The sequence below is a fragment of the Microbacterium sp. AC026 genome (assembly GCF_979258475.1).
Genome location: NZ_OZ409857.1, coordinates 227592 through 248015, shown reverse-complemented (window position 1 = coordinate 248015; position 20424 = coordinate 227592). Strand labels below are relative to the sequence as shown.

Sequence of the window (20424 nt, the reverse complement as noted above, 5' to 3'; positions counted from 1 at the left end):
CGTCAGGCCTGCATCCTCATGATCTCGTTGAACGCCGAGACGCTGCGGTCACGCACGGCCACCACCAGGTCGAGCGTCACCGAGGCGCGCGTCGACGCGATCATCGCCTGATGGATGTCCTGCAGGTCTCCCGTGACCGCCTGCACCGCGAGCTCGTTCGACGTCGACTGCAGCTGCTGCAGGTTCTCCATCGCCCCCGAGAGCGTCGTGGCGAAGGCGTTGCCGGAGGCAGGAGCGCTGGTCGCGTCCGGGCCCGTCTCGAAGCTGAGCGCCGAGAGCGGCGCGACACCGGAGGCGCCGATGGCCTCGATGCCCGACATCAGTTGCGGCCGATCTGCAGCGCTGCCTCGTAGGTCGTCTTCGCCCGGTCGACGACAGCGGCGTTCGCCTCGTATCCGCGCTGGGCGAGGATCAGCATGCTCATCTGGTCGCCGAGCTCGACGTTCGGGTACTGCACGTAGCCGTCCTCGTTCGCATAGGGGTGCTCGGGGTCGTACACGAGCTTCGCGTCGGCCTCGGATTCGACGACGCCGGCGACGTACACGCCGGGGCTGTCGGTGCCGGCCTGCACGGTCACGAACTTCTCCCGGAACGCCTCCTGGCCTGCGGGTGTCGCGGTGTTCACGTTGGCGATGTTGTCGCTGAGCGCGTCGAGCCACTTGCGGTGCGCGGTCAGGCCGGTGCCGGCGATGCCGATCGCGTCGAAGGTCATGCGGAGGCCTGCCCGATCGCCTTGGTGATCGAGGCCGCCTGACCGCCGATCGCCTGACTCGCGAACTGGAAACGCAGCACGGTGTCGATGTTCGAGAGCGTCTCGGTGTCGAGGTTGACGTTGTTGCCGTTCAGCCTGGTCGGCTCGAGCGAGCGCTCGACCGTCGCGGCGACGCTTCCCGAGCCGCCCTGGACGGCAGAACGAAGTTCATCCTCGAACCGCACGCGCTGGGCCTGGTAGCCCGGCGTGTTGACGTTGGCGATGTTCTCAGCGATCGAGCGTTGGCGCAGGGCCAGCCCGTCGAGCGCGCTGATGAGCGCAGAGGACGTGACGGATTCGAGCACGGGGGCACTCCGGGATGTTGGTGGAGAGGCCGATCCCTGGCCAATCGTCGAGCGATCCGTGCTCTGTGCCGACTATCGCGACACCCGGGCAGTCACGTAACCGCTGTGCTCAACCCTCGACGTCGAGGTATGCCGGCACATTCTGGGTGGAGGTCGGCACGCGCCGCAGTGCGGCGATCTCGCGAGCCACATTGGCGCGCGATGTGACGAGTGCGCCGATCATGAGCTGCTGCCGCGCGAGCACGGCTTCGGCACGCTCGCGCAGCTCCTCGGGGACGGGGCCGTCCGGCGCCTCGAAGGACTGCTCGTCGAGGTGCTCGTCGGCGGCGTCGAGGGCGCGCTCGAACTGGTCGAGCACCGTCAGCCAGGCCGAGAGAGTGTCGGGCACGGTCGCTCAGGCCAGGGCCGTGATGGGGGTCTGCGCGGTCGACGAGACCGCCGCAGCCGCCGCATGCCACGCTTCGCGGAGCGGCACGACGAGAGCTCGGCATTCCGCGGTGGCCGCGCGGTCTCGAGCGATGTTGGCGGTGATCAGGCGTCCCGTGAGGTAGGTGTACACGCCGTGCAGCTCTGCGGAGCCGTCCCACTCATCGGTGAGCGAGCCGTTGAGCTCGGCGACGATCTGCTGCGCGTGCACGAGGTGATTCCCCGCAGCCGCCCAATCCCCCGCTTCCTGGCAGGCGTCCGCGCGCTCGATATCGACCAGGAGGCGGTCGTAGAGCAACACGAGAAGGCGCTCAGGCGTGGCGGAGGCCACCTGCTGCTCCAGATACTGCTGCTTGGCCCGGTCGAGTGAGGTGAGTGCCATGAGTACGTGCTCCGATGCGATGCGATGTCACGAGGACGAGGTCAGGAATCTGACGGGGTGAGTCCGGCGAGCTGGCTGGTCAGCCACGACGATTGCGACTGCAGCTTCGAGAGCTGCACCTCGAGCTGCGCGTACGTGCGTTCGAGGGTGGCGCGGCGCTGTTCGAGCCGGATGTCCCAGCGCTCGACCTGGGTCTTGAGCGTCTTGACCTCGTCCTCCTGGCCGGTGATGCGCTTGGTCAGGAGGCCGTCGTACTTGTCGGAGTACTGGGTCGTCACGTCCTGCACTCGCGCCGAGACCGCCGAGAACAGCTCCTGCGTGCCCTCTGGGTCTTCTGCGAGAGCTGCAGCGAACTTCTCGGCGTCGAACGAGAGCACGCCCTTGTCGCTGACGGTGATGCCGATCGTCGAGGGCGAGATGCCGTCGATCGGATGCTGCACGGCGGTCGCCAGCGCGCCGCGGAGGTTTCGCACCGTGCTGTCGCCGGTGAAGACGCCGAGGGTCGTGGTCTCGCCGACCTCGCCGATGGTCGCCTTCGAGCCGTTGTCGATGCGCACCAGCAGCGCGGCGATCTCCTTGACGAACGCCTCCGCCGTCGAGCTCTGCTTCTTCGCATCGCGTGCGACGGTCACGGTGACAGGGTCGGCACTGGCCTTCGTGACCGTGACCTCGATGCCCTCTCCGACGGTGATGGTGTTGCTCGCGCTGTTCAGGGTCTGCTCGGCGTCGGTGCCGGCGAAGAGGCGGATGCGGGCATCCGCGCCCTGGGTGAGCAGTGCGGCGCCGGGGGCGGCACCGAGATCGACCGCGGTTCCGGAGGTGACCTCCGCCGCGGTTCCGCGGTGCAGGGTGAAGGAACCAGCCGCGCCCGTCTCGGCGGAGGTGAGCTGGATGCGCGAGAGCGGCTTGCCGTCGGCATCCGTTCCCGCGGGCACGACGGTCGCGCTCACGCCGGCCTTCGACGCGTTGATCGCCTTCGCGAGGTCCTGCGGACCGGTGCCCAGCGGAGTGACCTCGACGGATTCGCCGTCGGATCCCACGAGGGTGAAGGTGCCGCCCCACGCTGTTCCTCCTGCGGCAGCGGTGACGACGGAGTGCGCTGTGGCGACGGCATCCACCACGATGGCGGTCGAGAATGCGGTCGCCTTGCTGCCGGCGGTGATCGTGACCGTCTCGGACGACGAGGACGCGGTGAAGGATGCCAGAGAGCTGGGTCCCGCGGCGGTCTTGGCCTTGTCGACGAGCTCCTGCAGCGTCTTGTTCAGCGACTGCAGGTTGGTGATGACCGAGTTGCGGTCGGTGATCTTGTTCGTGATGAGCGTCTTCGGGATCGCCGAGACGTCCATGAGCGCCTTGATGAGCTCTTCGGTCTTGAGCCCTGATACCAGTCCGTCGAGTTTCATCCCGGTCGTCTTCCGTGCGTTGCGGTCAAGGGTGTCCTACAGGAAGGCGCCCGGGCGGAGGTGACTCCGCCCGGGCGCCGTGTGCGCCTCAGGCGCAGCGACTCAACGGAGAAGCTGCAGGACGCCCTGGCCCGACTGGTTCGCCTGAGCGAGCATGGCGGTGCCGGCCTGCTGCAGGATGTTCGAGGCGGTGTACTTGACCATCTCGGCGGCCATGTCGGTGTCCGCGATGCGGCTCTTCGCTGCGGCGAGGTTCTCGGCCGAGACCTGCAGCGAGTTGATCGTCGACTCGAAGCGGTTCTGCACCGCACCGAGACCCGCACGAGCGGTCGAGACGGCGGTGATCTCGTCATCGATCGCGCCGATCGAGGTGAGTGCGTTGGCCGCGGTGTCGACCGTCAGAGCGCCGATCGTGGCGCCCAGGCCCGAGAAGTCGGTCAGCGTGACGCCGATCTGGTCCTCGGCGGCCTCGGAGCCTGCGCCGACCTGGAACGTCAGGGTGTTCGCGCTGTCGAGCAGCTTGATCCCGTTGAAGTTCGTGCTGGCGGCGACGCGGGTGAGCTCCTCGCCCAGCGAGTCGATCTCGGTCTTGATGGCGTCGCGCGACTCGGTGTTGTTCGAGTCGTTGCCGGCCTGGACCGCGAGGTCGCGGACACGCTGCAGGATCGAGTGGACCTCGGTGAGCGCGCCTTCTGCGGTCTGGATGACCGAGATGCCGTCCTGAGCGTTGCGGGCTGCGACGTTCAGACCGTTGACCTGCGAACGCAGGCCCTCGGAGATGGCGAGGCCGGCGGCGTCATCGGCTGCACGGTTGATGCGCAGACCGCTCGAGAGCTTCTCGAGCGACTTCGAGACGTCGTTCTGGTTGACAGAGAGGTTGCGGTACGCGTTGAGTGCACCGACGTTGGTTGCGATCTGAAGACCCATGAGAATTCCTCCGTGGTTATGGGGCTGGACGCGGGCCCATCCGTGGGCCTGCACAACCGATATTCGCGACATCGGCCGCTGGCGTAACCACGGATCCGGAAGATTCCACGGGTCGCGTCACACGGCAGCGAGGAGCTCGCTCGACCGGTCGCGGATCTCGGCGCGGACGGGCCCGAAGAGCGCCTCGAAGAACTCGGCCCTGGCCTTGGTCGATCGGTCACCCGTCGTGCCGTTCTCCCAGGCCTCCATGGCCTCGCGCATCAGTTCGAGACCACGCGAGCGCAGCTTCGACACATAGGCATGACTGACGGCGAGCTCTTCGGCGATGTCCTTCACCATGCGGTCTTCGAGATAGATGCCGCGCACGACCTGCTGCATCGCCGTGGGCAGAGCGTCGACCACTCGGTTCATCATCGCTCGCGTCTCGGACTGCTCGACGGCGTGCTCGGGGAGGATGACGCTGTCGGTGAGATCGACCGCCTGTCGGCCGGTCTCGGCGTCGAAGTGCTCCTCGAAGCTGATCGCGGTGCGCACCATCTCGTCGAGCTTCATCATCTCCGAGACGACCTCGGCGGTGAGCCCCGACTCCCGCGCGAGCTCCGCCGTGCTCGCGGCTCGGCCGGTGCGGGCGAGCACCGTCTCGGCGGCGACTCTCACGCGCTCGATCTTGTCGCGTCCTCGCTCGCCGGCGGGGTCGGCGCGACGCATCTCCGACAGCATCGCCCAGTTGATCTGGCTGCTCGCGAACGCACCGAAAGGAATGCCCCGCGCGGCGTCATACGACATGGCCGCGCGGGCGAGGCCCAGGCGGGCGGCGGAGAGAAGGTCGTCCAGATCGACGTGCGTCGCCGACCGCGCCTTCTCCACAGCCAGGAAGGTGGCGAGCGGCATGTTGTCGCGTGCGAGTTTCTCGGGCGAAGCGGGGGCTTCCGGGGGCTGAGTGGAATCAGCGGAAACAGCAGAACTACTCAGCAATGTGACTCCGTGGCTAGAACAACTGTTTTACGAGTGAAGCTAGCACGAACAACACGTTTATGAGGGAAAAACGCGGAACTCGATCCTCGAGTCGCTCAGTTCTCCGGACCCGGTTCGCGGATTATCCTCGTCGCCCGGCGGTCTGTGAAGCCCTTATTCCGTCGCAGCGAGAACCGGTCTCATGGGCACCCATCACGATCCGACCAGAAAGGCAGCCATGTTCTTCCATCGTCAGGAACTTCAGTTCACCGCCACCCCCGAAGCCCCGGATGCCGTCTACGCCCGAAAGCTCCAGGAGGTCCTGGGCGGCCAGTACGGCGAGATCACGGTCGCCATGCAGTACCAGTTCCAGGCGTGGAACATGCACATCCCCGGCAAGTACCGCGACCTGGTCTTCGGCATCGGTGCCGAAGAGATGGGTCACGTCGAGATGCTCGCGATCATGATCGCGCAGCTGCTCGAGAAGTCGCCGCTCGGAATCACCGAGGATGCCGTCCAGGACGACCCGACGGTCGCCGCGATCATCGGAGGCACCGACGTCCAGCAGGGCATCGTCGCGGGCGCCGGAGCGCGACCCGTCGACAGCAACGGCAACCCGTGGCAGGGCTCGTACATCACATCGAGCGGGAATCTGCTCGCCGACTTCACCGCCAACGCGAACGCCGAGATGCAGGGCCGCGTGCAGGTCGCCCGGCTGTACCACATGACCGACGATCACGGAGTGCGGGATCTTCTGAGCTTCCTGCTCGCGAGAGACACCATGCACCAGAACCAGTGGCTCGCTGCCGTCGAGGAGCTCAAGGCCGAAGGCGCCGAGACCCTTCCCGTCCCGAGCAACTTCCCGCTGTCGAAGGAGCACCGCGACGTCTCGTACCAGTACTTGAACTTCAGCGACGGCCCCGCCGCCGCAGAGGGCAGCTGGGCGAGCGGACCCACTCCTGACGGCCACGGCGAGTTCAGCTATCACGAGGGTCCGACGACCACCGCGCCGATGCCTCCGCCCACGCACCCCGACTCGCGCTTCTACGGCACGACGGAGCTGCCCAACGTCGTCGAGAAGGTGGCGGGAGCGGTTCAGGACATGACGAACAAGGAGTGAGGCTACGACGTCCGGTCGGGGTCGGCGCTGGGGGCCGACCCCGACCGGCGGGGAGCCGACGGATAACCCGATAAGCGAGTCGAAGGAGCGCACGACCATGACCACACTGCACCGACAGACGGAGGCACCGAGATGAAGGCGATGGCCTACCGCGGCCCGTACAAGGTGCGGGTCGAAGAGAAACCGGAGCCACGCATCCAGCACCCGAACGACGCGATCGTCCGGGTGACGAGGGCGGCCATCTGCGGTTCCGACCTGCACCTGTTCCACGGCATGATGCCGGACACGCGCATCGGTCACACCTTCGGGCATGAGATCGTCGGCGTCGTCGAAGAGGTGGGCTCCTCGGTCCAGACGTTGCAGCGCGGCGATCGGGTCATGGTTCCCTTCAACATCTACTGCGGCTCGTGCTTCTTCTGCAGTCGCGGGCTCTTCTCGAACTGCCACAACGTGAATCCGAACGCGACCGCGGTCGGCGGGATCTACGGCTACTCGCACAGCACGGGAGGATACGACGGCGGTCAGGCGGAGTTCGTGCGCGTCCCGTTCGCCGACGTGGGCCCGTCCGTCATCCCCGACTGGCTGAGTTCGGAGGACGCCCTCCTGCTGACCGACGCGTTCTCGACCGGGTACTTCGGTGCCCAGCTCGGCGAGATCGCTCCGCTCGACACGGTCGTCGTCTTCGGCGCGGGTCCAGTCGGCCTGGCGGCCGCGCGTTCGGCGTGGTTCCTCGGCGCGGGACGCGTGATCGTCGTCGACCACATCGATTACCGACTCGAGAAAGCGCGCACGTTCGCCCACGCCGAGACCATCCATCTCGCCGAGGCGCGAGATATCGTGCTCGCGCTGAAGAAGGCGACGGGCTATCTGGGGGCCGACGTCGTGATCGACGCCGTGGGCGCAGAAGCGGACGGCAGCGTCGTCCAGCACGTCACCGGCGCGAAGCTGAAGCTCCAGGGCGGGTCACCCGTCGCACTCAACTGGGCCATCGACTCCGTGCGCAAGGGCGGCACCGTCTCGGTCATCGGTGCCTACGGCCCGCTCACCTCGGCTGTACGCATGGGCGATGTCGTGAACAAGGGGCTCACCCTCCGCGCGAATCAGGCTCCGGTCAAGCGCCAGTGGCCACGGCTGCTCGAACACATCCGGGACGGCCATGTGCGCCCGTCGGAGCTTCTCACCCACCGGTTCCCGTTAGAGCACATCGCGGAGGCCTATCACGTGTTCTCCGCCAAGCTGGACGACTGCGTCAAACCGCTCGTGGTCGTCGGAGAGGAGTGATCATGCCTTACACGGCCGATCGTCCGGGCCTCGCGCCCTCCGCGGACGAGCTGCGCGAGCGGATCCCCGGGTGGGGCGCCGATCTCGACCCTGAGCACCGCAGAACCTGGGACCAGCGGGATGACCTTCCGGACACGGGGGCTCGGTGGACGTTCCCCGAGCGTCAGGACGAAGACCCCCGGCGGGAGAAGTCGATCGAGCATTCGATGCTCCCTCCCGTGTTCGGCACCGCCCAGCCGCTGCACGGGGTCTCCGGCGTGATCCGTCGATTCGCGTACGACCGGTTCAGTGAGACGAAGAACACCCGGTGGCTGCTGCTCGTGCTCGGCGACCGGATCGATGCCGTCACCGCTCACGCCAGGTCCTTCCTCACGACCCGGCCCGACGATCCCGTGACCCTGACCGGTGTGACCTCCGAACCGCGCCACCGCCCGATCGCATCTCGATTCGGACGCGGACGCCGCGATCTGCGGCACGCCTGGCTCGACCCCATCATCGTCGCGGGCCCGTGGATCCTCGCCGTCGCGGCGACGGCGGCAGCGGTGCAGCGCGCCCGTCGATCGCGCTGAGCACGGATGGCGCGGCGCCCGTCTTCAGTGGGCGCCGCGTCGTGCGGCTTCCGCGACCGCCGCCGCGATCCCGTCGCGCCAGGGCACGCCGTGTCCGGGCAGCACGAGCTGAGCCGACGTCTCGGCGAGTGTGTCGAGCGAGGCGAGCGCCCGTGCGGTGTCGGCGGTCGCGGCGCGCGCGATGATCTGGGGACCTGCCTCGCCGGTGTAGGGATCGAGGGTCACGAGCGCGTCGCCCGAGAGCAGGATCCCCTGGTCCTCGAAGAACACGGCGCAGTGCCCTGCCGTGTGACCGGGAGTCCAGAGCGCGGTCGGCGCACCGGGGGCGTCGACGCGCTGCCCGTGGTGGATCCGACCGAGGGCGTCCACGCCGCGCACGCCGAGCGCCCCGTGCGCCGCCATCCGAGCGATCACGGGGATGCCGCGCGGGTGCGAGAGCAGATAGGGCACCCGCGGACTCGCGGGTCGATAGCTGTACGGATGCCGGGCGAGGCGCGCGTCCGCGGAATGCACGAGCACCGTCGCCCCGTGAGCGCGGATGCTCGAGGCGACTCCTACGTGATCGAAGTGCCCGTGGGTGAGGATGACCGCGTCGATGTCCGACTCGCGGGCGCCCAGGTGTTCGAGCAGCGCGTGCAGCGGTCGTCGACTGCCGGGCAGTCCGGCGTCGACGAGCGTGAGTCCATCGCCTGTCTTGATCAGGTAGCAGTTCACCTCGGCGACCGATACGCAGAAGAAGCCGGGTGCCACCTCGGTGAAGGATCGAGTGCGATTCATGCGGCCACGCTACGAATCCCGACTCTCGTCGGAGACGGTCTTGACATCGCGCTGATCGAAGGAGCACTATCGGCGCGGCGACTCCGACGGTCGCCCCGACCGCCATCCCGGTGTCGGTTCCAGAATGCTGTCTGCAACCGCATCCGGCGCAGATCGCTGTACGACGTGATGTCTGCCGGGAATCGCGACGATGTCCGCGTCGCGGGCGCTGGACGCGAGGCGATCGCACCATGCGGCACCGGCGATCGGGTCCTTCGCTCCGCGGAGGACGAGCAGCGGCACGGTGAGACTCCCCACCCGATCCTCGGTGGGATAACGCAGCATGTGAGCAGCCTGTCGCAGATACCAGCGCGGGCCGCACCTCACGTAGTCGCTGAAGACGATGACGTTCGTGGCCGGGGTCTCCCCCAACGTGTCGACAGCCAGCGCACGCGCCTGTGCGCCGAGGCTGCGATGCGCGTCGTCGACGACCGGCCCGATCGCGACCACTCGGGCGATCCGCGCCGGATGGCGAACCGCGGTCTCGACTGCCCACTGGACTCCCATCGAGTGGCCGACGAGAATCACCGGGCGGCTGCTCACTGCGACCACCAGCTCTCGGATGGCGTCGGCCATCTCTTCGATCGTGATGTCGTGGCCGGGCTTGGGGAGCCCACCGAACCCCGGCAGGTCGAGGGACACGACGCGAACCGACCGAGCGAGCACGTGGTGCAGTCGCGCGAAGTAGCGGTGAGACATCCCGATGCCGTGGATCAGCACGATCGTCTCGGTCGCGTCGTCCGCCCGGCTCTCGATCACGCGGAACCGCATCCCGCGCACGGTCAGCGTGCGTTCGGATCCGAGTGGAGTATGACGGCTCACTCGACACCTTTCCCATGCGACACGACTGGCTGGCGGCGGACTATGAGAAGACACGATAATCGCAGCCCCTGACTCGGCGGGGCCTGCAGGGCATTGTGCACGCCTGGACGCCCCGTGGCAGGCCTTGAGAGGGACCCTGTGGGGCCCGAGGCCGAAGGTATCGTGGCCGTCATGGATCGCGAGACAGCAATGGAGCACTCCGGATCACCATCACCCCAGATCACGGTGGTCGTGAACCGTCATCTGGATGTCGTGTCGACGACGCCTCTGGCGATGGCCCTGACGGCCGCGTTCACCGTCGGAAACAACCTCGCGCGGTCATTCTTCCTGAATCCCGAAGCGGCCGAGACGCTGGGGCGCTGGAGTGAGATCGCCGGACAGGTCGCCGGCCTGCTGCGCGCGAACCTCGTCGAATTCGGACAGGACCCCCGCTTCGCGCACCTGATCGGCGAGCTCGGGGCGCACAGCCAGGAATTCAGGGAGCAGTGGGCGCGGACCGAGCTCGATGAGTGCCCCGCCTCGCAGCTCATCGACGTGTTCCACCCGATGACAGGACGGCAGCAGTACGAGGCGCGGATATCGGCGGATGGCAGCGACCACAGAGTGCTGCTGTGGATTCCCGCCGACGACTCTTCGGCGGCCGCAGTGCGCGAACTGTGGTCACGCACCCGACAGGTGCCCGCTCAGCGGATCGACTCGGCGAGGTAGCGGATGGCCGCCGCGGCAGGCGAGCCCGGTGGATCCGCGAACAGCACGAGATAGGTGTCAGTACCGGGCACCTGGAAGTGCTGCCAGGTGACCATCACCACTCCGAACGGCTCGATCCTGTGCTGGGTGGTGTCGAAGCTGAGATCCGCGACCTCGTGCCGTGCCCAGATCCCCGGAAAGTCGGCATCCTGAATAAGCAGGTTCGCGAGGAGTTCCCGAAAACGAGGATCGTTCGGATTGCTCCGCAGACGGAATGACGCCACAAGCCTTTCGGCCAGACTCCTCCAGGTCTCACCGACCCGGTCCCGCGCGCCGGCACTGAAAGTCGCCAGGAGGAGATTCCGTCCCGACTGCATCGAAGCCGGCTGGAGAGCCTGCGCGAGGGGGTTGGCAGCGAGTACGTCCTGGTTGCCGTCGACGACGACTGCGGGCACGTCCTGCAGTGTTTTCAGAAGCGCTGTGACGGACTCCGGGATCTTCTGGGAGGCAGGTGATCGCTCCATCGCAGACGGACTCCACCCGCTGTTCAACCGCAGCAGATACGTCGTGGCGGCGTCGTCCAGCTTCAGCGCCTGGGCGAGCGCCAGCAGCACCTGCGCAGACGGCTGGTGGTCATGGCCGCGTTCGAGCCGCACGTAGTACTCCGGGCTGATCCTTGCGAGTGCCGCCACTTCTTCGCGGCGAAGCCCGACGACGCGTCGTCCCGGGGTACGGGGCAGGCCGACGTCCTCGGGTTGCAGCACATTGCGCCGAGCCCGCAGATACTCCGACACCGGCGTCCGCTGTTCGTTCATGCTCTCCCGCTGGTGTCATCCCGCACTCTCGCTCAAATAGTAGGACGCAGCACGCCCGCCGGATGGGGACCCTGGGAGGGACACCACAGGATCGGCCGCCGAACCTAGCGTCATAACCACCACCCCCGAAAGGAAATCATGTCGAACCTCACCATCGTCCTCGTCCACGGCGCATTCGCCGACGCCGCGAGCTTCGAGCCCGTCGCTCGCGGTCTTCTCGATCTCGGCCATGAGGTCGTCGTCCCCGCCGTCCCCAACCGCAGTCTGCTCGGCGACTCGGCGTACATCCGCTCTGTCGTCGAGAAGATCGAGGGGCCCGTCCTCCTGGTCGGCCACTCGTACGGTGGCGCAGTGATCACGGTCGCCGGTGCTGCGGACAACGTCGTGGGGCTGGTCTACCTCTCGGGCTACGCACTCGAAGAAGGCGAGAGCCTCGGCCAGCTGCAGGGCGGGTTCCCCGACTCCGAGCTGGCCGCCAACCTCGTCTACACTCCGTTCCCGAACCCCGGCGCTGAGGACGGCACGGACGTCTCGGTCAAGGTCGAGGCTTTCCCGCAGGTCTTCGCTGCCGGCATCGACCCCGCCATCTCCGAGGTCCTCGCCGTCGCACAGCGCCCCCTCGCAGCCCTTGCGTTCAGCGAGGCCGCACCGGTCGCTGCGTGGAAGACCAAGCCTGCCTTCGGCATCGTGTCCGCTGCCGACCACACCATCAACCCGGACGTCGAGCGCTTCGGCTACACCCGCGGCAACTTCCGTCGCGTCATCGAACTCGACGCACCGCACCTCGTGATGCGCGCCCTCCCCCAGGACGTCATCCAGTTCATCGTCGAGGCGGCTGCCGAGGTCGTCTGACCTCTCGAGGGCGGAGACGCCGTCCGGCGCTCTCCGCCCTCGAATGGTGCGACACCGCGCCCCACGGTCCTAGAATCGGGGCGACCCGCGCGTGCCGCGTTCGACACCTGCAGGAGGCGTCCGCCCGTTCAATCGGGTGGAATGAGTGGGACCAACGAAAGAAGGCGATCATGGCTGTGATCTCCCGCGGCTTCGGCGCCCGGCGACGCGAGTCGGATGACCGGCTCCCCCGGGTCAGTACCTCACCGAGGACTTCCCGGTGCTCTCGGCCGGACCGACACCCCGAGTCCCGACCGACACCTGGGAGTTCGCGGTCGTCGGGCTCGACGGCATTCGCCGCACCTGGTCGTGGGATGAGCTGCAGGCGCTCCCGATCGATACGATCACCACCGACATCCACTGCGTGACGCGGTGGTCGAAGCTGGGCACGCAGTGGCGCGGAGTCTCGCTCGATCATCTGCTGCAGGATGCCGGAGACGGCGACTTCACCCGGGTCTTCTCCTACGGCGGGTACACGACGAATGTTCCCCGCGCCGACCTGACCGGCGGCAAGGCGTGGATCGCATTCGAGTTCGAGGGCGAGCCGCTCGCCGCAGAGCACGGCGGCCCCGCCCGGCTCCTCGTCCCCCACCTCTACTTCTGGAAATCCGCGAAGTGGGTCCACGGCCTGGATCTTCTCGAGAACGACGAACCGGGGTTCTGGGAGCAGAACGGATACAACATGTACGGCGATCCGTGGAAAGAGGAGCGTTACTGGTGACCTCGTCGTCGCTGTGGTTTGTCGCCAGTGTCATCGAGGTCCGACGAGCCACACCCCATGGCCGCGTGCTCTCCCTCCGGGTCGACGGGTGGCCGGGGAATCTCGCCGGACAGCACGTCGACGTGCGTTTGACCGCTGAGGACGGCTATCAGGCCGTGCGGTCGTACTCGCTCGCATCGTCCGGAGAGGGTGACGTGCTCGAGCTGGCCGTCGACGAGGTGCCGGATGGCGAGGTCTCTCCGTATCTCGTCGAGGACGTCCGGCCCGGCGACGAGCTGGAGGTCCGCGGTCCGATCGGCGCCTACTTCGTGTGGACCCCTGCCCAGCCCGAGCCCGTTCAGCTCATCGCGGGCGGTTCAGGGATAGTGCCGCTCCTCGCGATGGCCCGGGAGCATGCGCGCTCGGCCAGCTCCGCACCGATGCGGCTCCTGTACGCGGTGCGTTCCGCGGACGATGCTTTCTACGCGGCCGAACTGGGCGATCTCGCCGACGACGCCTTCAGCGTCGACTGGGCGTACAGCCGCTCGGCACCGGTCGGCTTCGCTCGCCCCGCGGGCAGGGTGGATGCCGCGACGCTCGAGGCCTCGGCCATCCCCGCTGCGCAGCGCCCCTCGGTGTACGTCTGCGGGCCGACCGGCTTCGTCGAGGCGGTCGCCGATCTGCTCGTCGCGGCGGGGCATCCGCCCGACCGCATCCGTACCGAGCGTTTCGGAGGTGCCTGATGGACGCTGCCCACCCCGGCCATCGCACGAGAGTCGACGGCAACGCCGCTGGCGGGATCCTGATCGAAGTGTTCGGCAGGGACATGACCGGTGCTCGGGCCACCTGCACGCGCTGCGATCGCAAGGCCGTGCTCGGCGACGCCGTCGCAGAACTGGATCCGGCCGGCGTGATCCTCTTGTGTCGCGGATGCGGACACACCCTGTTGACCTGTATTCAGATCGACGGGCGGTACTCGCTCGATGTCGGGGCTCTGTCCCGCCTGGAGTGGGCCTCCGACGGCGACTAGCTCGCTCGTCGGCGACCGGCGCTCAGACGGGGCCCGAGTCGCATTCGGCGTCGAACACCTCACGGACGTCGTCAGGCTCGAATGCCTTGGTCGCCGTCGGCACAAGCGCCAGAGCACGGGCCCGGATCCCCTCAGCTGCGCCATCATCGTCCTCGATCTGCGGCGACAACTCCGCGTGCGCCACCGCGATCGGCAGCATGGCACCGAGCGTCACCCGCACACTCGACCGACCGCCCGCGGGGCCGACGACGGGGATCTCCACGACATCCGAGCGCCGCTCCTCCGCCAACGCCTTCCAGTACTCCAGCACCGCGTCTGCGGTCGCGTCACCCGTCAGGTAGGTGCCGACCTGGGTGATGAGGGACTTCATGATCACTCCCGGGACTCTCGACGGTTGCATTTCCGCTACCGGGTCCGGGGCAGCGATTTCACGCTAGGCCCGATCGTGTGCGAGGTCGACCCCCTTGCGCTTTCAGGATTCAGGTGATTCAAGCCTGATGTCCCGCCGCACGATGCGTTCAGCCACCTCGCTCAGACGCAGGCCGCGATCACGGGCGAAGGTGCGCATGAGCGTGAAGGCATCGGGGATCGGCACCCCCGCCGTGAACGAGACAACACCCTTGGCCTGCTCGATCATCACCCGGCTGTTCAGTGCGGTCTGCAGTTGCGACGACAGCGATTCCTGCTCTCGGAGGCTGCGCTCGTGCAGGATCCCGATCGTTGCCACATCGGCGAACGCTCGCGCCGCGGAGAGGTCTTCAGGGGGCGGCGACCCGGTATCGGATCGGAGAAGGTTGAGGGTGCCGATCGTCGTGTTCCGCAGCCGCATCGGTATCGCCTCGATCGACGCGAAGCCGTTCTCCAACGCCGCCTGGCGGAAGACCGGCCACTTCTCTGAACCGGCGGCGATGTCGGGAACCGACACCGCTGTCCCCGTCAGGAAGCACTCGGTGCAGGGTCCCGCCTCTGCGGCGAGCTGGATCACCTCGACGAGCTCGGTCGCCTCGCTCGTGGATGCGACGAGTTCGAGTTCACCGGAGGGGTCGGCGAGAAGGATGCCGGCGTCGCTCGCATCCAGCAGCTCCTGGCACGCATCCACGAGTGTCTGCAGCAGATCCACGACGTCGTAGTCGTCGACCATCGTGTCGGCGAGGGTGGCGAAGAGCTCCAACAACTGAGCCTCGCGGGTAGGCGTCGTCATGAGCCCGCCTCGATGCCGCCTGACGTGCGCGAGAAGCGGAGAGAGCCGTCCACCACCGCCTGCGCGACCTCCATGACGCGCTGCCCGGTCGAGAACGCCCGCGCCTGAAGCATGAGCAGCGCGTCGTCCGGACCGATGTCGAGCTGCGCGAGCACGATGCCGGTCGCCTGGTGCACGGTTCGTCGAGAGTAGATGCCCGTCTGCGCGTCGTTGTCCGCGAAGTCCGACAGCGCGTCCCTCAGCACATGCCGGCTCACCACATCCGCCATGGCGCGCGCCTGCGTGCACTCGCTCGGAGTGAGCGCCACGGGTGCTGTCGAGTAGAGGTCGACGGCTCCCATCTTGATCTCGCCGACAGACAGCGGGAAGGCGAACATCGACGCGACCTCCGCGTCGTCCTCCACAGCCGAGGCGAAGGCGGGCCACCGAGAGACGCCGCGGTGCCGGAAGTCGGGCTCGAGGACAGCGGCAGAGGTGCGCATGGCCTCCCAGCACGGGCCTTCGCCGAGGTCGAACTGGAGCTCATCCAGGCGTGCCGCCACGTCGTCGGTCGCGGAGATCGTCTCGCTCCCGAGCACGTCCCCTACGGTCGAGACCGCGGCACCCGTGACCGGGAACCGATCGACGAAGAAACCACTGAGCGCGTCCAGCTGACGACCGGAGCGCTCCAGATCGTTCAGCGCATCGTCGAATGACTCACTCATAGTGCTCTTCACGATACCGCCACCGGACTGCCCGCGCGGTGGAGGCACCTACGAAGTCCGAGAGTTGCACAACAACCGGTCGGTGACAAGCCCCGGGCCGGTTTCTCCCCGCGCGTCTAACTTCTCGTCTCATGAAGACGGCACACCCGCAGCGACGGCAGCGCGATCCGTACAACAGGCGTGAGGTCCTGGCCGGATACCTGTTCATCTCGCCATGGATCCTGGGATTCCTGATCTTCACGGCGGGTGCGATGGCATACAGCCTCTACATCTCGTTCAGCAACTACAACCTCGCCACCAACTCGGCGCGTCCGATCGGCATCGCCAACTACGCCGAGCTCTTCGACGACCCTCGGGTGGGGCTCTCTCTCGCCAACACGCTGTTCTACGTCGTGATGGCCGTGCCTCTCGAGATCATCTTCGCGCTCGTCCTCGCACTGCTGCTCAACCGGGTGGGCCGCGGCGCCGGCTTCTTCCGCGTGCTCTACTACCTGCCCAAGATGACCCCCGCCGTCGCCACGGCCGCCGTCTTCTTCCTCCTGCTCAACGGCAACTCGGGGGCGATCAACCAGTTCCTCCGCGTGTTCGGCCTCTCGGGGCCGCAGTGGCTGGTCGACCCGGCATGGGTCAAACCGAGCATCGTCATCATGACGCTGTGGACGGTCGCCGGAACGATGGTCATCTTCCTCGCCGCGCTCAAGAACGTGCCGATCGAACTCTACGAGGTGGCGTCGCTCGACGGCGCGGGGCCCATCCGCCGGTTCTTCTCGATCACTCTGCCGATGATCTCGGGAGCGATGTTCTTCAACGTCATCGTCCTCTCGATCGCGGCCTTCCAGATCTTCGACCAGGCCTATCTGCTGTTCTGGCGAGATCAGAGCAACGCCTCCCCCGAGGCATCGCTGTTCTATGCCATCTACCTGTTCCAGCAGGCCTTCCGCCAGTTCGACTTCGGCTTCGCGGCCGCGATGGCCTGGCTGCTGTTCGTGATCATCATGCTGATCACGCTCATCCAGGTGAAGGTCGGCAACCGCTTCGTCTACTACGAGGAGACCGCTGATGTCGACGACGATCCGACCTGTCCCGCTCACCCCGCCTCCCGGGCCGGAGCCCCGCACCGACACGGTCTCGGTCACGACCCCCGGGCAGCCGCGCAGACGTCGACGCCTCGCTCGACCGAAGAGCCTGCTCGCACGCATCCTGCTCACGATCGTTCTGATCGGCTTCGGCCTGCTGTTCCTCTACCCCTTCGTCTGGTTGATCGCCGCGAGCCTGAAGCCCCGGGGAGAGGTGTTCGACAACAGTCTCTTCCCGCGCACCTTCGTTCCCGAGAACTACATCGAGGTGTGGAATCAGCTGCCGTTGCTGAGCTGGGTGTGGAACAGCGTCGCCATCGCCCTGCTCGCTGCGGGCACCGTCGCCATCTCGAGCTCGATCGTGGCCTTCGGGTTCGCCTACTTCCGATTCCCGGGCCGCAAGCTGCTGTTCGGACTGGTGCTGGCGACGATGATGCTGCCGGGAGCGGTGACGATGATCCCGGTCTACCTCATCTGGAAGCAGACCGGCATGCTCGGCACCTGGGTTCCGCTGTGGGGCATGAACCTGTTCGGCTCCGCCTTCTACATCTTCCTGCAGCGCCAGTTCTTCCTCGGACTTCCCCGAGAGCTGTTCGAGGCCGCGCGACTCGACGGAGCGAGCGCCTGGGGCCTGTTCTGGCGCATCGCGATGCCGCTCTCCATCCCGTCGTTCGTGATCGTGTTCCTCTTCGAGTTCCAGGCCAGCTGGAACAACCTGCAGGCTTCTCTGATCTACCTCAACGCCGGGTCCGTCGACGAGTTCACCGCACCTCTCGGCATCGCCTACGCGATGACGAAGTACAGCCCGACGGCCGGTGGTCACGGCGACTACCAATACGTGATGGTGGCATCGCTCATCGTGACCCTGCCGATGCTGCTGCTCTTCGCCTTCGGCCAGCGGTATTTCATCGAGGGCGTCGCGACGCAGGGGCGCAAGGGCTGATCCCTATCCCGCAGGGCGGGTATCCGCCCCCACATGAATGGAGAACGACATGAAGACACGAATCCTCGGAGCCGCCGCCGCCGTGACGGCATCCGCTCTGCTGCTCAGCGGGTGCGGTGGGGAAGCGGCGAGAGCGCCGCAGAGTCGGTCGACTTCGGCGCGGACGCCACCGGAACCCTGAAGGCCTGGGGCTTCGAGAACGCCGATGATGTCGGCACCTCGCGCATGGACTATGCCGCCGAGCAGCTCTCGGATGTCGAGGTCGACCTCGACGCCACGGCGTTCGACGCGCAGAAGTTCACCACCCGCATCGCGAGCGGCGATGTGCCCGATGTCGTGCAGATGGACCGACGCTACGTCACGACGTATGCGGCACAGGATCTGATCATGCCGTTGGACGCGTGCTTCGAGGCGCACGACGTCTCGCCGCGCGAGCACTGGTATCCCTTCGTCGTCGACGATGTGACGTACGAGGACGGGGTGTGGGCCGTGCCGCAGTTCTACCAGCCGCCGGCGATCCTGCTGAACAAGGCGGTGCTCGCCGAGGCCGGTGTCTCGGCCGAGGAGTTCGACACGTCGAAGCCGGATGCCTTGATGGGAGCGATCGAGAAGATCTACCAGGAGTCGGGAGGAGTGCCGACCCGCCTGGGCTTCGACCCGGTCGCGACCGGCCAGGGCGGGCTCTGGGTGCTGGCGATGGGCGGGCAGCTCAACGATGAAGAAGGGGCTCCCACGCTCGACGATCCGAGCAACGTCGCCGGGGTGGAGATGCTGAAGGAGATCACGGACGCCCAGGGCGGATTCGCGTCGGTGAAGAGCTTCACCGACTCCTTCGACACCTTCGGCGACAACAACCAGTACGTGGCGGGACAGGTCGGCGGTCAGGTCAACGCCCAGTGGTACCCCAACGTGCTCTCCCCGTATGTCGACCAGCTCGAGCTCGAAGCGGTCCCGTTCCGCTCATCGGACGGCGAGCCTTTCTCGGTCGCGTCAGGCACGGCGTTCGTGATCCCGGTCGGTGCGGAGAACCCCGCAGCTGCCTGCGCATGGATGGTGGAACTCACCTCCGACGAGGCCTGGAACGCGGCTGGCGAGGCGCGCGCCGAGGTCCGCGAGCAGGACGGCGGCATCAACACCGGCCTCTTCACCGGGTCGCCGGCATCTGACCAGGAGATCCGCGATCAGTGGGTCACCGAGAGCGGCAACGCCGGATTCGATCAGGTGATCTCGACCTACTACGACGTCGTCGAGTACGGAGAGTCGTTCGGCTCGTCGCCCGCCGGTCAGGAGATCCAGAACGAGCTCAACAACGCCATCACTGCGGCGCTGCTCGGCGACAAGTCCATCGAGGATGCCCTGGCTGACGCGCAGGACGCGGCGATGCGCGCATACGAGAAGACGGCCGGCTGATCGCCAGGCCCGGTGGATGAGAAGACCCGACGATGAGGAGAACGGCATGACCGACCACGCACACACACCCCGTAGGGCGATCGTCACCGCCGGCGATTCGGGAATCGGACGCGCCACGGCGGTGGCGCTCGCCACCGCCGGGATGGACGTGGCGATCACGTGGCATTCCGATCAGGCGGGCGCCGAGCAGACCGCCGAAGAGGTGCGCACCCACGGAGCGCGGGCGATCACGGGGCAGCTCGACGTCGCCGACATCCCCGCGTGCGGCGACGTGATCGACGGCCTGATCGCGGAACTGGGCGGCCTCGACGTCTTCGTGAACAACGCGGGGACCGGGACGTCGACTCCGTTCCTCGACCTCTCGTTGGATGACTGGAAGCACGTCATCGACACCGACCTCACCGGCGCCTTCGTCTGCCTGCAGCGCGCCGCGCGCGCGATGGTCGCGGCGGGCAACGGCGGCCGTCTGATCGCCGTGACCAGCGTGCATGCGCATCAGCCGATGGTCGGTTCGAGCGCGTACGACGCCGCGAAGCACGGACTCGATGGACTGATGAAGAACCTCGCCCTCGAGCTGGGCTCGGCGGGGATCAGCGCGGTCAGCGTCGCCCCCGGCGAGATCGCGACCCCGATGACCGGGCAGACGGATGTGGATCCTCACACGCAGGACCGCCCCGGCATCCCGCTGGGACGCCCGGGGGACGCACGCGAGGTCGCCGCGCTGATCGCCTTCCTCGCGTCGCCGCCGGCCGCCTACATCTCCGGAGCATCGGTGGTGATCGACGGAGGGATGCTGCAGATGGGGCCGCAGGCCGGCGCGAGCATCGAGTCGCACGAGTGGCGCAAGGCCTGAGCCCCGCGCGCGGCTAGATCTCCTCAGTGCTCTCGAGGATCCACGGGGGCTCCGTCTCGGTCACGACGGTGGAGCGCGACGACGCGATGCGGTCGCGCATCTCCTGCACGGTCTCCCAGTTGTCCGGCTCCTCGAGCTGGGAATTGGTCGACTCGACCATGAGCTCGGTGCTCGGGGTGAGCAGGAAAGACGCGTCGACGATGTTCCCGTCCGGGCTGACGACCCGCAGCGTCACCGTGTCGGCACTCCCCTCGCTCGCCAGCACCCGGGCGTAGTCCATCAGCGTGTCCGCTGCGTCATCACCCACGAGAACCGACTTCTCGGCGTACTTCACGTGCTTCATCATCCGCTCCTCTCG

General features: G+C 67.2%; 26 protein-coding genes and 1 pseudogene. 12 read left to right on the top strand and 15 right to left on the bottom strand.

What is annotated here, in order from left to right; genetic code table 11:
• Positions 1–2: 2 nt before the first annotated feature.
• From fliE to ACZZ93_RS01285, 8 genes are all read right to left on the bottom strand, one after another.
• On the bottom strand, positions 3–320 hold the full coding sequence (fliE, locus tag ACZZ93_RS01320) for a flagellar hook-basal body complex protein FliE (protein ID WP_056278838.1): 318 nt from the start codon (positions 318–320) through the stop codon (positions 3–5).
• Entirely contained in the window at positions 320–712 is a 393-nt protein-coding gene (flgC, locus tag ACZZ93_RS01315) for a flagellar basal body rod protein FlgC (RefSeq protein WP_053096340.1), read from the bottom strand. Before flgC ends, fliE begins: the two co-directional genes overlap by 1 nt.
• Positions 709–1056 (bottom strand): flagellar basal body rod protein FlgB, encoded by a 348-nt coding sequence (gene flgB, locus ACZZ93_RS01310; protein WP_053096341.1) that lies wholly within the window; start codon positions 1054–1056, stop codon positions 709–711. Before flgB ends, flgC begins: the two co-directional genes overlap by 4 nt.
• A gap of 109 nt (positions 1057–1165) precedes the next feature.
• Entirely contained in the window at positions 1166–1444 is a 279-nt protein-coding gene (locus ACZZ93_RS01305) for a hypothetical protein (RefSeq protein WP_463510326.1), read from the bottom strand.
• Between the two features lie 6 nt (positions 1445–1450).
• Positions 1451–1864, bottom strand: a complete 414-nt coding sequence (gene fliS, locus ACZZ93_RS01300; RefSeq protein WP_053096343.1) for a flagellar export chaperone FliS — start codon at positions 1862–1864, stop codon at positions 1451–1453.
• A gap of 41 nt (positions 1865–1905) precedes the next feature.
• Positions 1906–3267 carry a flagellar filament capping protein FliD gene (gene fliD, locus ACZZ93_RS01295; protein WP_463510325.1) on the bottom strand — a complete coding sequence of 454 codons (1362 nt, stop codon included), beginning with the start codon at positions 3265–3267 and terminating at the stop codon, positions 1906–1908.
• Positions 3268–3369: 102 nt separating this feature from the next.
• Positions 3370–4194, bottom strand: coding sequence for a flagellin N-terminal helical domain-containing protein (locus ACZZ93_RS01290; RefSeq protein ID WP_053096345.1), 825 nt, complete (start codon positions 4192–4194; stop codon positions 3370–3372).
• 117 nt (positions 4195–4311) lie between these two features.
• Positions 4312–5169 (bottom strand): sigma-70 family RNA polymerase sigma factor, encoded by an 858-nt coding sequence (locus tag ACZZ93_RS01285; protein ID WP_261987778.1) that lies wholly within the window; start codon positions 5167–5169, stop codon positions 4312–4314.
• A gap of 217 nt (positions 5170–5386) precedes the next feature.
• Between ACZZ93_RS01285 and ACZZ93_RS01280 the strand changes: the two genes are divergently transcribed.
• The 3 genes from ACZZ93_RS01280 to ACZZ93_RS01270 all read left to right on the top strand — a co-directional run bounded on the left by ACZZ93_RS01280 (position 5387) and on the right by ACZZ93_RS01270 (position 8118).
• Positions 5387–6268 (top strand): manganese catalase, encoded by an 882-nt coding sequence (locus ACZZ93_RS01280; RefSeq protein WP_215174776.1) that lies wholly within the window; start codon positions 5387–5389, stop codon positions 6266–6268.
• Positions 6269–6400: 132 nt separating this feature from the next.
• Positions 6401–7549, top strand: coding sequence for a zinc-dependent alcohol dehydrogenase (locus tag ACZZ93_RS01275; RefSeq protein ID WP_053096347.1), 1149 nt, complete (start codon positions 6401–6403; stop codon positions 7547–7549).
• Positions 7550–7551: 2 nt separating this feature from the next.
• The gene (locus ACZZ93_RS01270; protein WP_372983478.1) at positions 7552–8118 is read left to right on the top strand and encodes a hypothetical protein; all 567 of its coding nucleotides are present in this window, start codon (positions 7552–7554) and stop codon (positions 8116–8118) included.
• Between the two features lie 24 nt (positions 8119–8142).
• Here the strand turns inward: ACZZ93_RS01270 and ACZZ93_RS01265 are convergent, their stop codons facing one another.
• Both ACZZ93_RS01265 and ACZZ93_RS01260 read right to left on the bottom strand, forming a co-directional pair.
• Positions 8143–8895, bottom strand: a complete 753-nt coding sequence (locus ACZZ93_RS01265) for an MBL fold metallo-hydrolase (RefSeq protein WP_463510324.1) — start codon at positions 8893–8895, stop codon at positions 8143–8145.
• Between the two features lie 66 nt (positions 8896–8961).
• Complete coding sequence (locus ACZZ93_RS01260; protein WP_463510323.1) at positions 8962–9705, bottom strand: alpha/beta fold hydrolase; 744 nt, start codon at positions 9703–9705, stop codon at positions 8962–8964.
• A 222-nt stretch (positions 9706–9927) separates the two neighbouring features.
• Here ACZZ93_RS01260 and ACZZ93_RS01255 point away from each other — a divergent pair, with 222 nt between their 5' ends.
• Entirely contained in the window at positions 9928–10464 is a 537-nt protein-coding gene (locus tag ACZZ93_RS01255) for an MmyB family transcriptional regulator (protein WP_372983475.1), read from the top strand.
• Here ACZZ93_RS01255 and ACZZ93_RS01250 read toward each other — a convergent pair.
• The gene (locus ACZZ93_RS01250) at positions 10440–11258 is read right to left on the bottom strand and encodes an MmyB family transcriptional regulator (protein WP_463510322.1); all 819 of its coding nucleotides are present in this window, start codon (positions 11256–11258) and stop codon (positions 10440–10442) included. The genes ACZZ93_RS01255 and ACZZ93_RS01250 overlap by 25 nt on opposite strands.
• 138 nt (positions 11259–11396) lie before the next feature.
• On the opposite strand from ACZZ93_RS01250, the gene ACZZ93_RS01245 reads away from it, so the two are divergent.
• The 4 genes from ACZZ93_RS01245 (at position 11397) to ACZZ93_RS01230 (ending at position 13879) form a co-directional block, all read left to right on the top strand.
• Positions 11397–12110 carry an alpha/beta hydrolase gene (locus tag ACZZ93_RS01245; protein WP_463510321.1) on the top strand — a complete coding sequence of 238 codons (714 nt, stop codon included), beginning with the start codon at positions 11397–11399 and terminating at the stop codon, positions 12108–12110.
• A 259-nt stretch (positions 12111–12369) separates the two neighbouring features.
• Positions 12370–12870: a molybdopterin-dependent oxidoreductase gene (locus tag ACZZ93_RS01240; protein ID WP_463507914.1), complete on the top strand. Its 501-nt coding sequence runs from the start codon at positions 12370–12372 to the stop codon at positions 12868–12870.
• On the top strand, positions 12867–13592 hold the full coding sequence (locus ACZZ93_RS01235; RefSeq protein WP_463510320.1) for a ferredoxin reductase: 726 nt from the start codon (positions 12867–12869) through the stop codon (positions 13590–13592). The genes ACZZ93_RS01240 and ACZZ93_RS01235 overlap by 4 nt, the downstream gene beginning before the upstream one ends.
• Entirely contained in the window at positions 13592–13879 is a 288-nt protein-coding gene (locus ACZZ93_RS01230; RefSeq protein WP_463507912.1) for a DUF6510 family protein, read from the top strand. Before ACZZ93_RS01235 ends, ACZZ93_RS01230 begins: the two co-directional genes overlap by 1 nt.
• A 22-nt stretch (positions 13880–13901) precedes the next feature.
• Here ACZZ93_RS01230 and ACZZ93_RS01225 read toward each other — a convergent pair whose 3' ends face one another.
• The 3 genes from ACZZ93_RS01225 to ACZZ93_RS01215 form a co-directional block, all read right to left on the bottom strand.
• Positions 13902–14249, bottom strand: coding sequence for a hypothetical protein (locus ACZZ93_RS01225; protein WP_463510319.1), 348 nt, complete (start codon positions 14247–14249; stop codon positions 13902–13904).
• Positions 14250–14351: 102 nt separating this feature from the next.
• The gene (locus ACZZ93_RS01220; protein WP_463510318.1) at positions 14352–15080 is read right to left on the bottom strand and encodes an ANTAR domain-containing protein; all 729 of its coding nucleotides are present in this window, start codon (positions 15078–15080) and stop codon (positions 14352–14354) included.
• Positions 15077–15784 (bottom strand): GAF and ANTAR domain-containing protein, encoded by a 708-nt coding sequence (locus tag ACZZ93_RS01215; protein ID WP_400341080.1) that lies wholly within the window; start codon positions 15782–15784, stop codon positions 15077–15079. The genes ACZZ93_RS01220 and ACZZ93_RS01215 overlap by 4 nt, the downstream gene beginning before the upstream one ends.
• Before the next feature lie 131 nt (positions 15785–15915).
• Between ACZZ93_RS01215 and ACZZ93_RS01210 the strand changes: the two are divergent.
• The 4 genes and pseudogenes from ACZZ93_RS01210 to ACZZ93_RS01195 form a co-directional block, all read left to right on the top strand.
• Positions 15916–16833: pseudogene (locus ACZZ93_RS01210) on the top strand (carbohydrate ABC transporter permease); the annotation flags it as partial.
• A 10-nt stretch (positions 16834–16843) separates the two neighbouring features.
• Positions 16844–17803, top strand: coding sequence for a carbohydrate ABC transporter permease (locus tag ACZZ93_RS01205; protein ID WP_431738222.1), 960 nt, complete (start codon positions 16844–16846; stop codon positions 17801–17803).
• Positions 17804–17836: 33 nt separating this feature from the next.
• Positions 17837–19213: an ABC transporter substrate-binding protein gene (locus ACZZ93_RS01200; RefSeq protein WP_463510317.1), complete on the top strand. Its 1377-nt coding sequence runs from the start codon at positions 17837–17839 to the stop codon at positions 19211–19213.
• A 46-nt stretch (positions 19214–19259) separates the two neighbouring features.
• Positions 19260–20066, top strand: coding sequence for an SDR family oxidoreductase (locus ACZZ93_RS01195; protein ID WP_320488455.1), 807 nt, complete (start codon positions 19260–19262; stop codon positions 20064–20066).
• A gap of 13 nt (positions 20067–20079) precedes the next feature.
• Here ACZZ93_RS01195 and ACZZ93_RS01190 read toward each other — a convergent pair whose 3' ends face one another.
• Entirely contained in the window at positions 20080–20412 is a 333-nt protein-coding gene (locus ACZZ93_RS01190) for a hypothetical protein (protein WP_463510316.1), read from the bottom strand.
• Positions 20413–20424: the final 12 nt, after the last annotated feature.

What these genes read in the sequence shown, in the direction of transcription:
- fliE (WP_056278838.1), bottom strand. Translation starts at nt 320, where the DNA reads ATGTCGGGCATCGAGGCCATCGGCGCCTCCGGTGTCGCGCCGCTCTCG.
- flgC (WP_053096340.1), bottom strand. Translation starts at nt 712, where the DNA reads ATGACCTTCGACGCGATCGGCATCGCCGGCACCGGCCTGACCGCGCAC.
- fliS (WP_053096343.1), bottom strand. Translation starts at nt 1,864, where the DNA reads ATGGCACTCACCTCACTCGACCGGGCCAAGCAGCAGTATCTGGAGCAG.
- fliD (WP_463510325.1), bottom strand. Translation starts at nt 3,267, where the DNA reads ATGAAACTCGACGGACTGGTATCAGGGCTCAAGACCGAAGAGCTCATC.
- ACZZ93_RS01290 (WP_053096345.1), bottom strand. Translation starts at nt 4,194, where the DNA reads ATGGGTCTTCAGATCGCAACCAACGTCGGTGCACTCAACGCGTACCGC.
- ACZZ93_RS01280 (WP_215174776.1), top strand. Translation starts at nt 5,387, where the DNA reads ATGTTCTTCCATCGTCAGGAACTTCAGTTCACCGCCACCCCCGAAGCC.
- ACZZ93_RS01275 (WP_053096347.1), top strand. Translation starts at nt 6,401, where the DNA reads ATGAAGGCGATGGCCTACCGCGGCCCGTACAAGGTGCGGGTCGAAGAG.
- ACZZ93_RS01270 (WP_372983478.1), top strand. Translation starts at nt 7,552, where the DNA reads ATGCCTTACACGGCCGATCGTCCGGGCCTCGCGCCCTCCGCGGACGAG.
- ACZZ93_RS01265 (WP_463510324.1), bottom strand. Translation starts at nt 8,895, where the DNA reads ATGAATCGCACTCGATCCTTCACCGAGGTGGCACCCGGCTTCTTCTGC.
- ACZZ93_RS01260 (WP_463510323.1), bottom strand. Translation starts at nt 9,705, where the DNA reads ATGCGGTTCCGCGTGATCGAGAGCCGGGCGGACGACGCGACCGAGACG.
- ACZZ93_RS01255 (WP_372983475.1), top strand. Translation starts at nt 9,928, where the DNA reads ATGGATCGCGAGACAGCAATGGAGCACTCCGGATCACCATCACCCCAG.
- ACZZ93_RS01250 (WP_463510322.1), bottom strand. Translation starts at nt 11,258, where the DNA reads ATGAACGAACAGCGGACGCCGGTGTCGGAGTATCTGCGGGCTCGGCGC.
- ACZZ93_RS01245 (WP_463510321.1), top strand. Translation starts at nt 11,397, where the DNA reads ATGTCGAACCTCACCATCGTCCTCGTCCACGGCGCATTCGCCGACGCC.
- ACZZ93_RS01230 (WP_463507912.1), top strand. Translation starts at nt 13,592, where the DNA reads ATGGACGCTGCCCACCCCGGCCATCGCACGAGAGTCGACGGCAACGCC.
- ACZZ93_RS01225 (WP_463510319.1), bottom strand. Translation starts at nt 14,249, where the DNA reads ATGAAGTCCCTCATCACCCAGGTCGGCACCTACCTGACGGGTGACGCG.
- ACZZ93_RS01220 (WP_463510318.1), bottom strand. Translation starts at nt 15,080, where the DNA reads ATGACGACGCCTACCCGCGAGGCTCAGTTGTTGGAGCTCTTCGCCACC.
- ACZZ93_RS01215 (WP_400341080.1), bottom strand. Translation starts at nt 15,784, where the DNA reads ATGAGTGAGTCATTCGACGATGCGCTGAACGATCTGGAGCGCTCCGGT.
- ACZZ93_RS01205 (WP_431738222.1), top strand. Translation starts at nt 16,844, where the DNA reads ATGTCGACGACGATCCGACCTGTCCCGCTCACCCCGCCTCCCGGGCCG.
- ACZZ93_RS01200 (WP_463510317.1), top strand. Translation starts at nt 17,837, where the DNA reads ATGAATGGAGAACGACATGAAGACACGAATCCTCGGAGCCGCCGCCGC.
- ACZZ93_RS01195 (WP_320488455.1), top strand. Translation starts at nt 19,260, where the DNA reads ATGACCGACCACGCACACACACCCCGTAGGGCGATCGTCACCGCCGGC.
- ACZZ93_RS01190 (WP_463510316.1), bottom strand. Translation starts at nt 20,412, where the DNA reads ATGATGAAGCACGTGAAGTACGCCGAGAAGTCGGTTCTCGTGGGTGAT.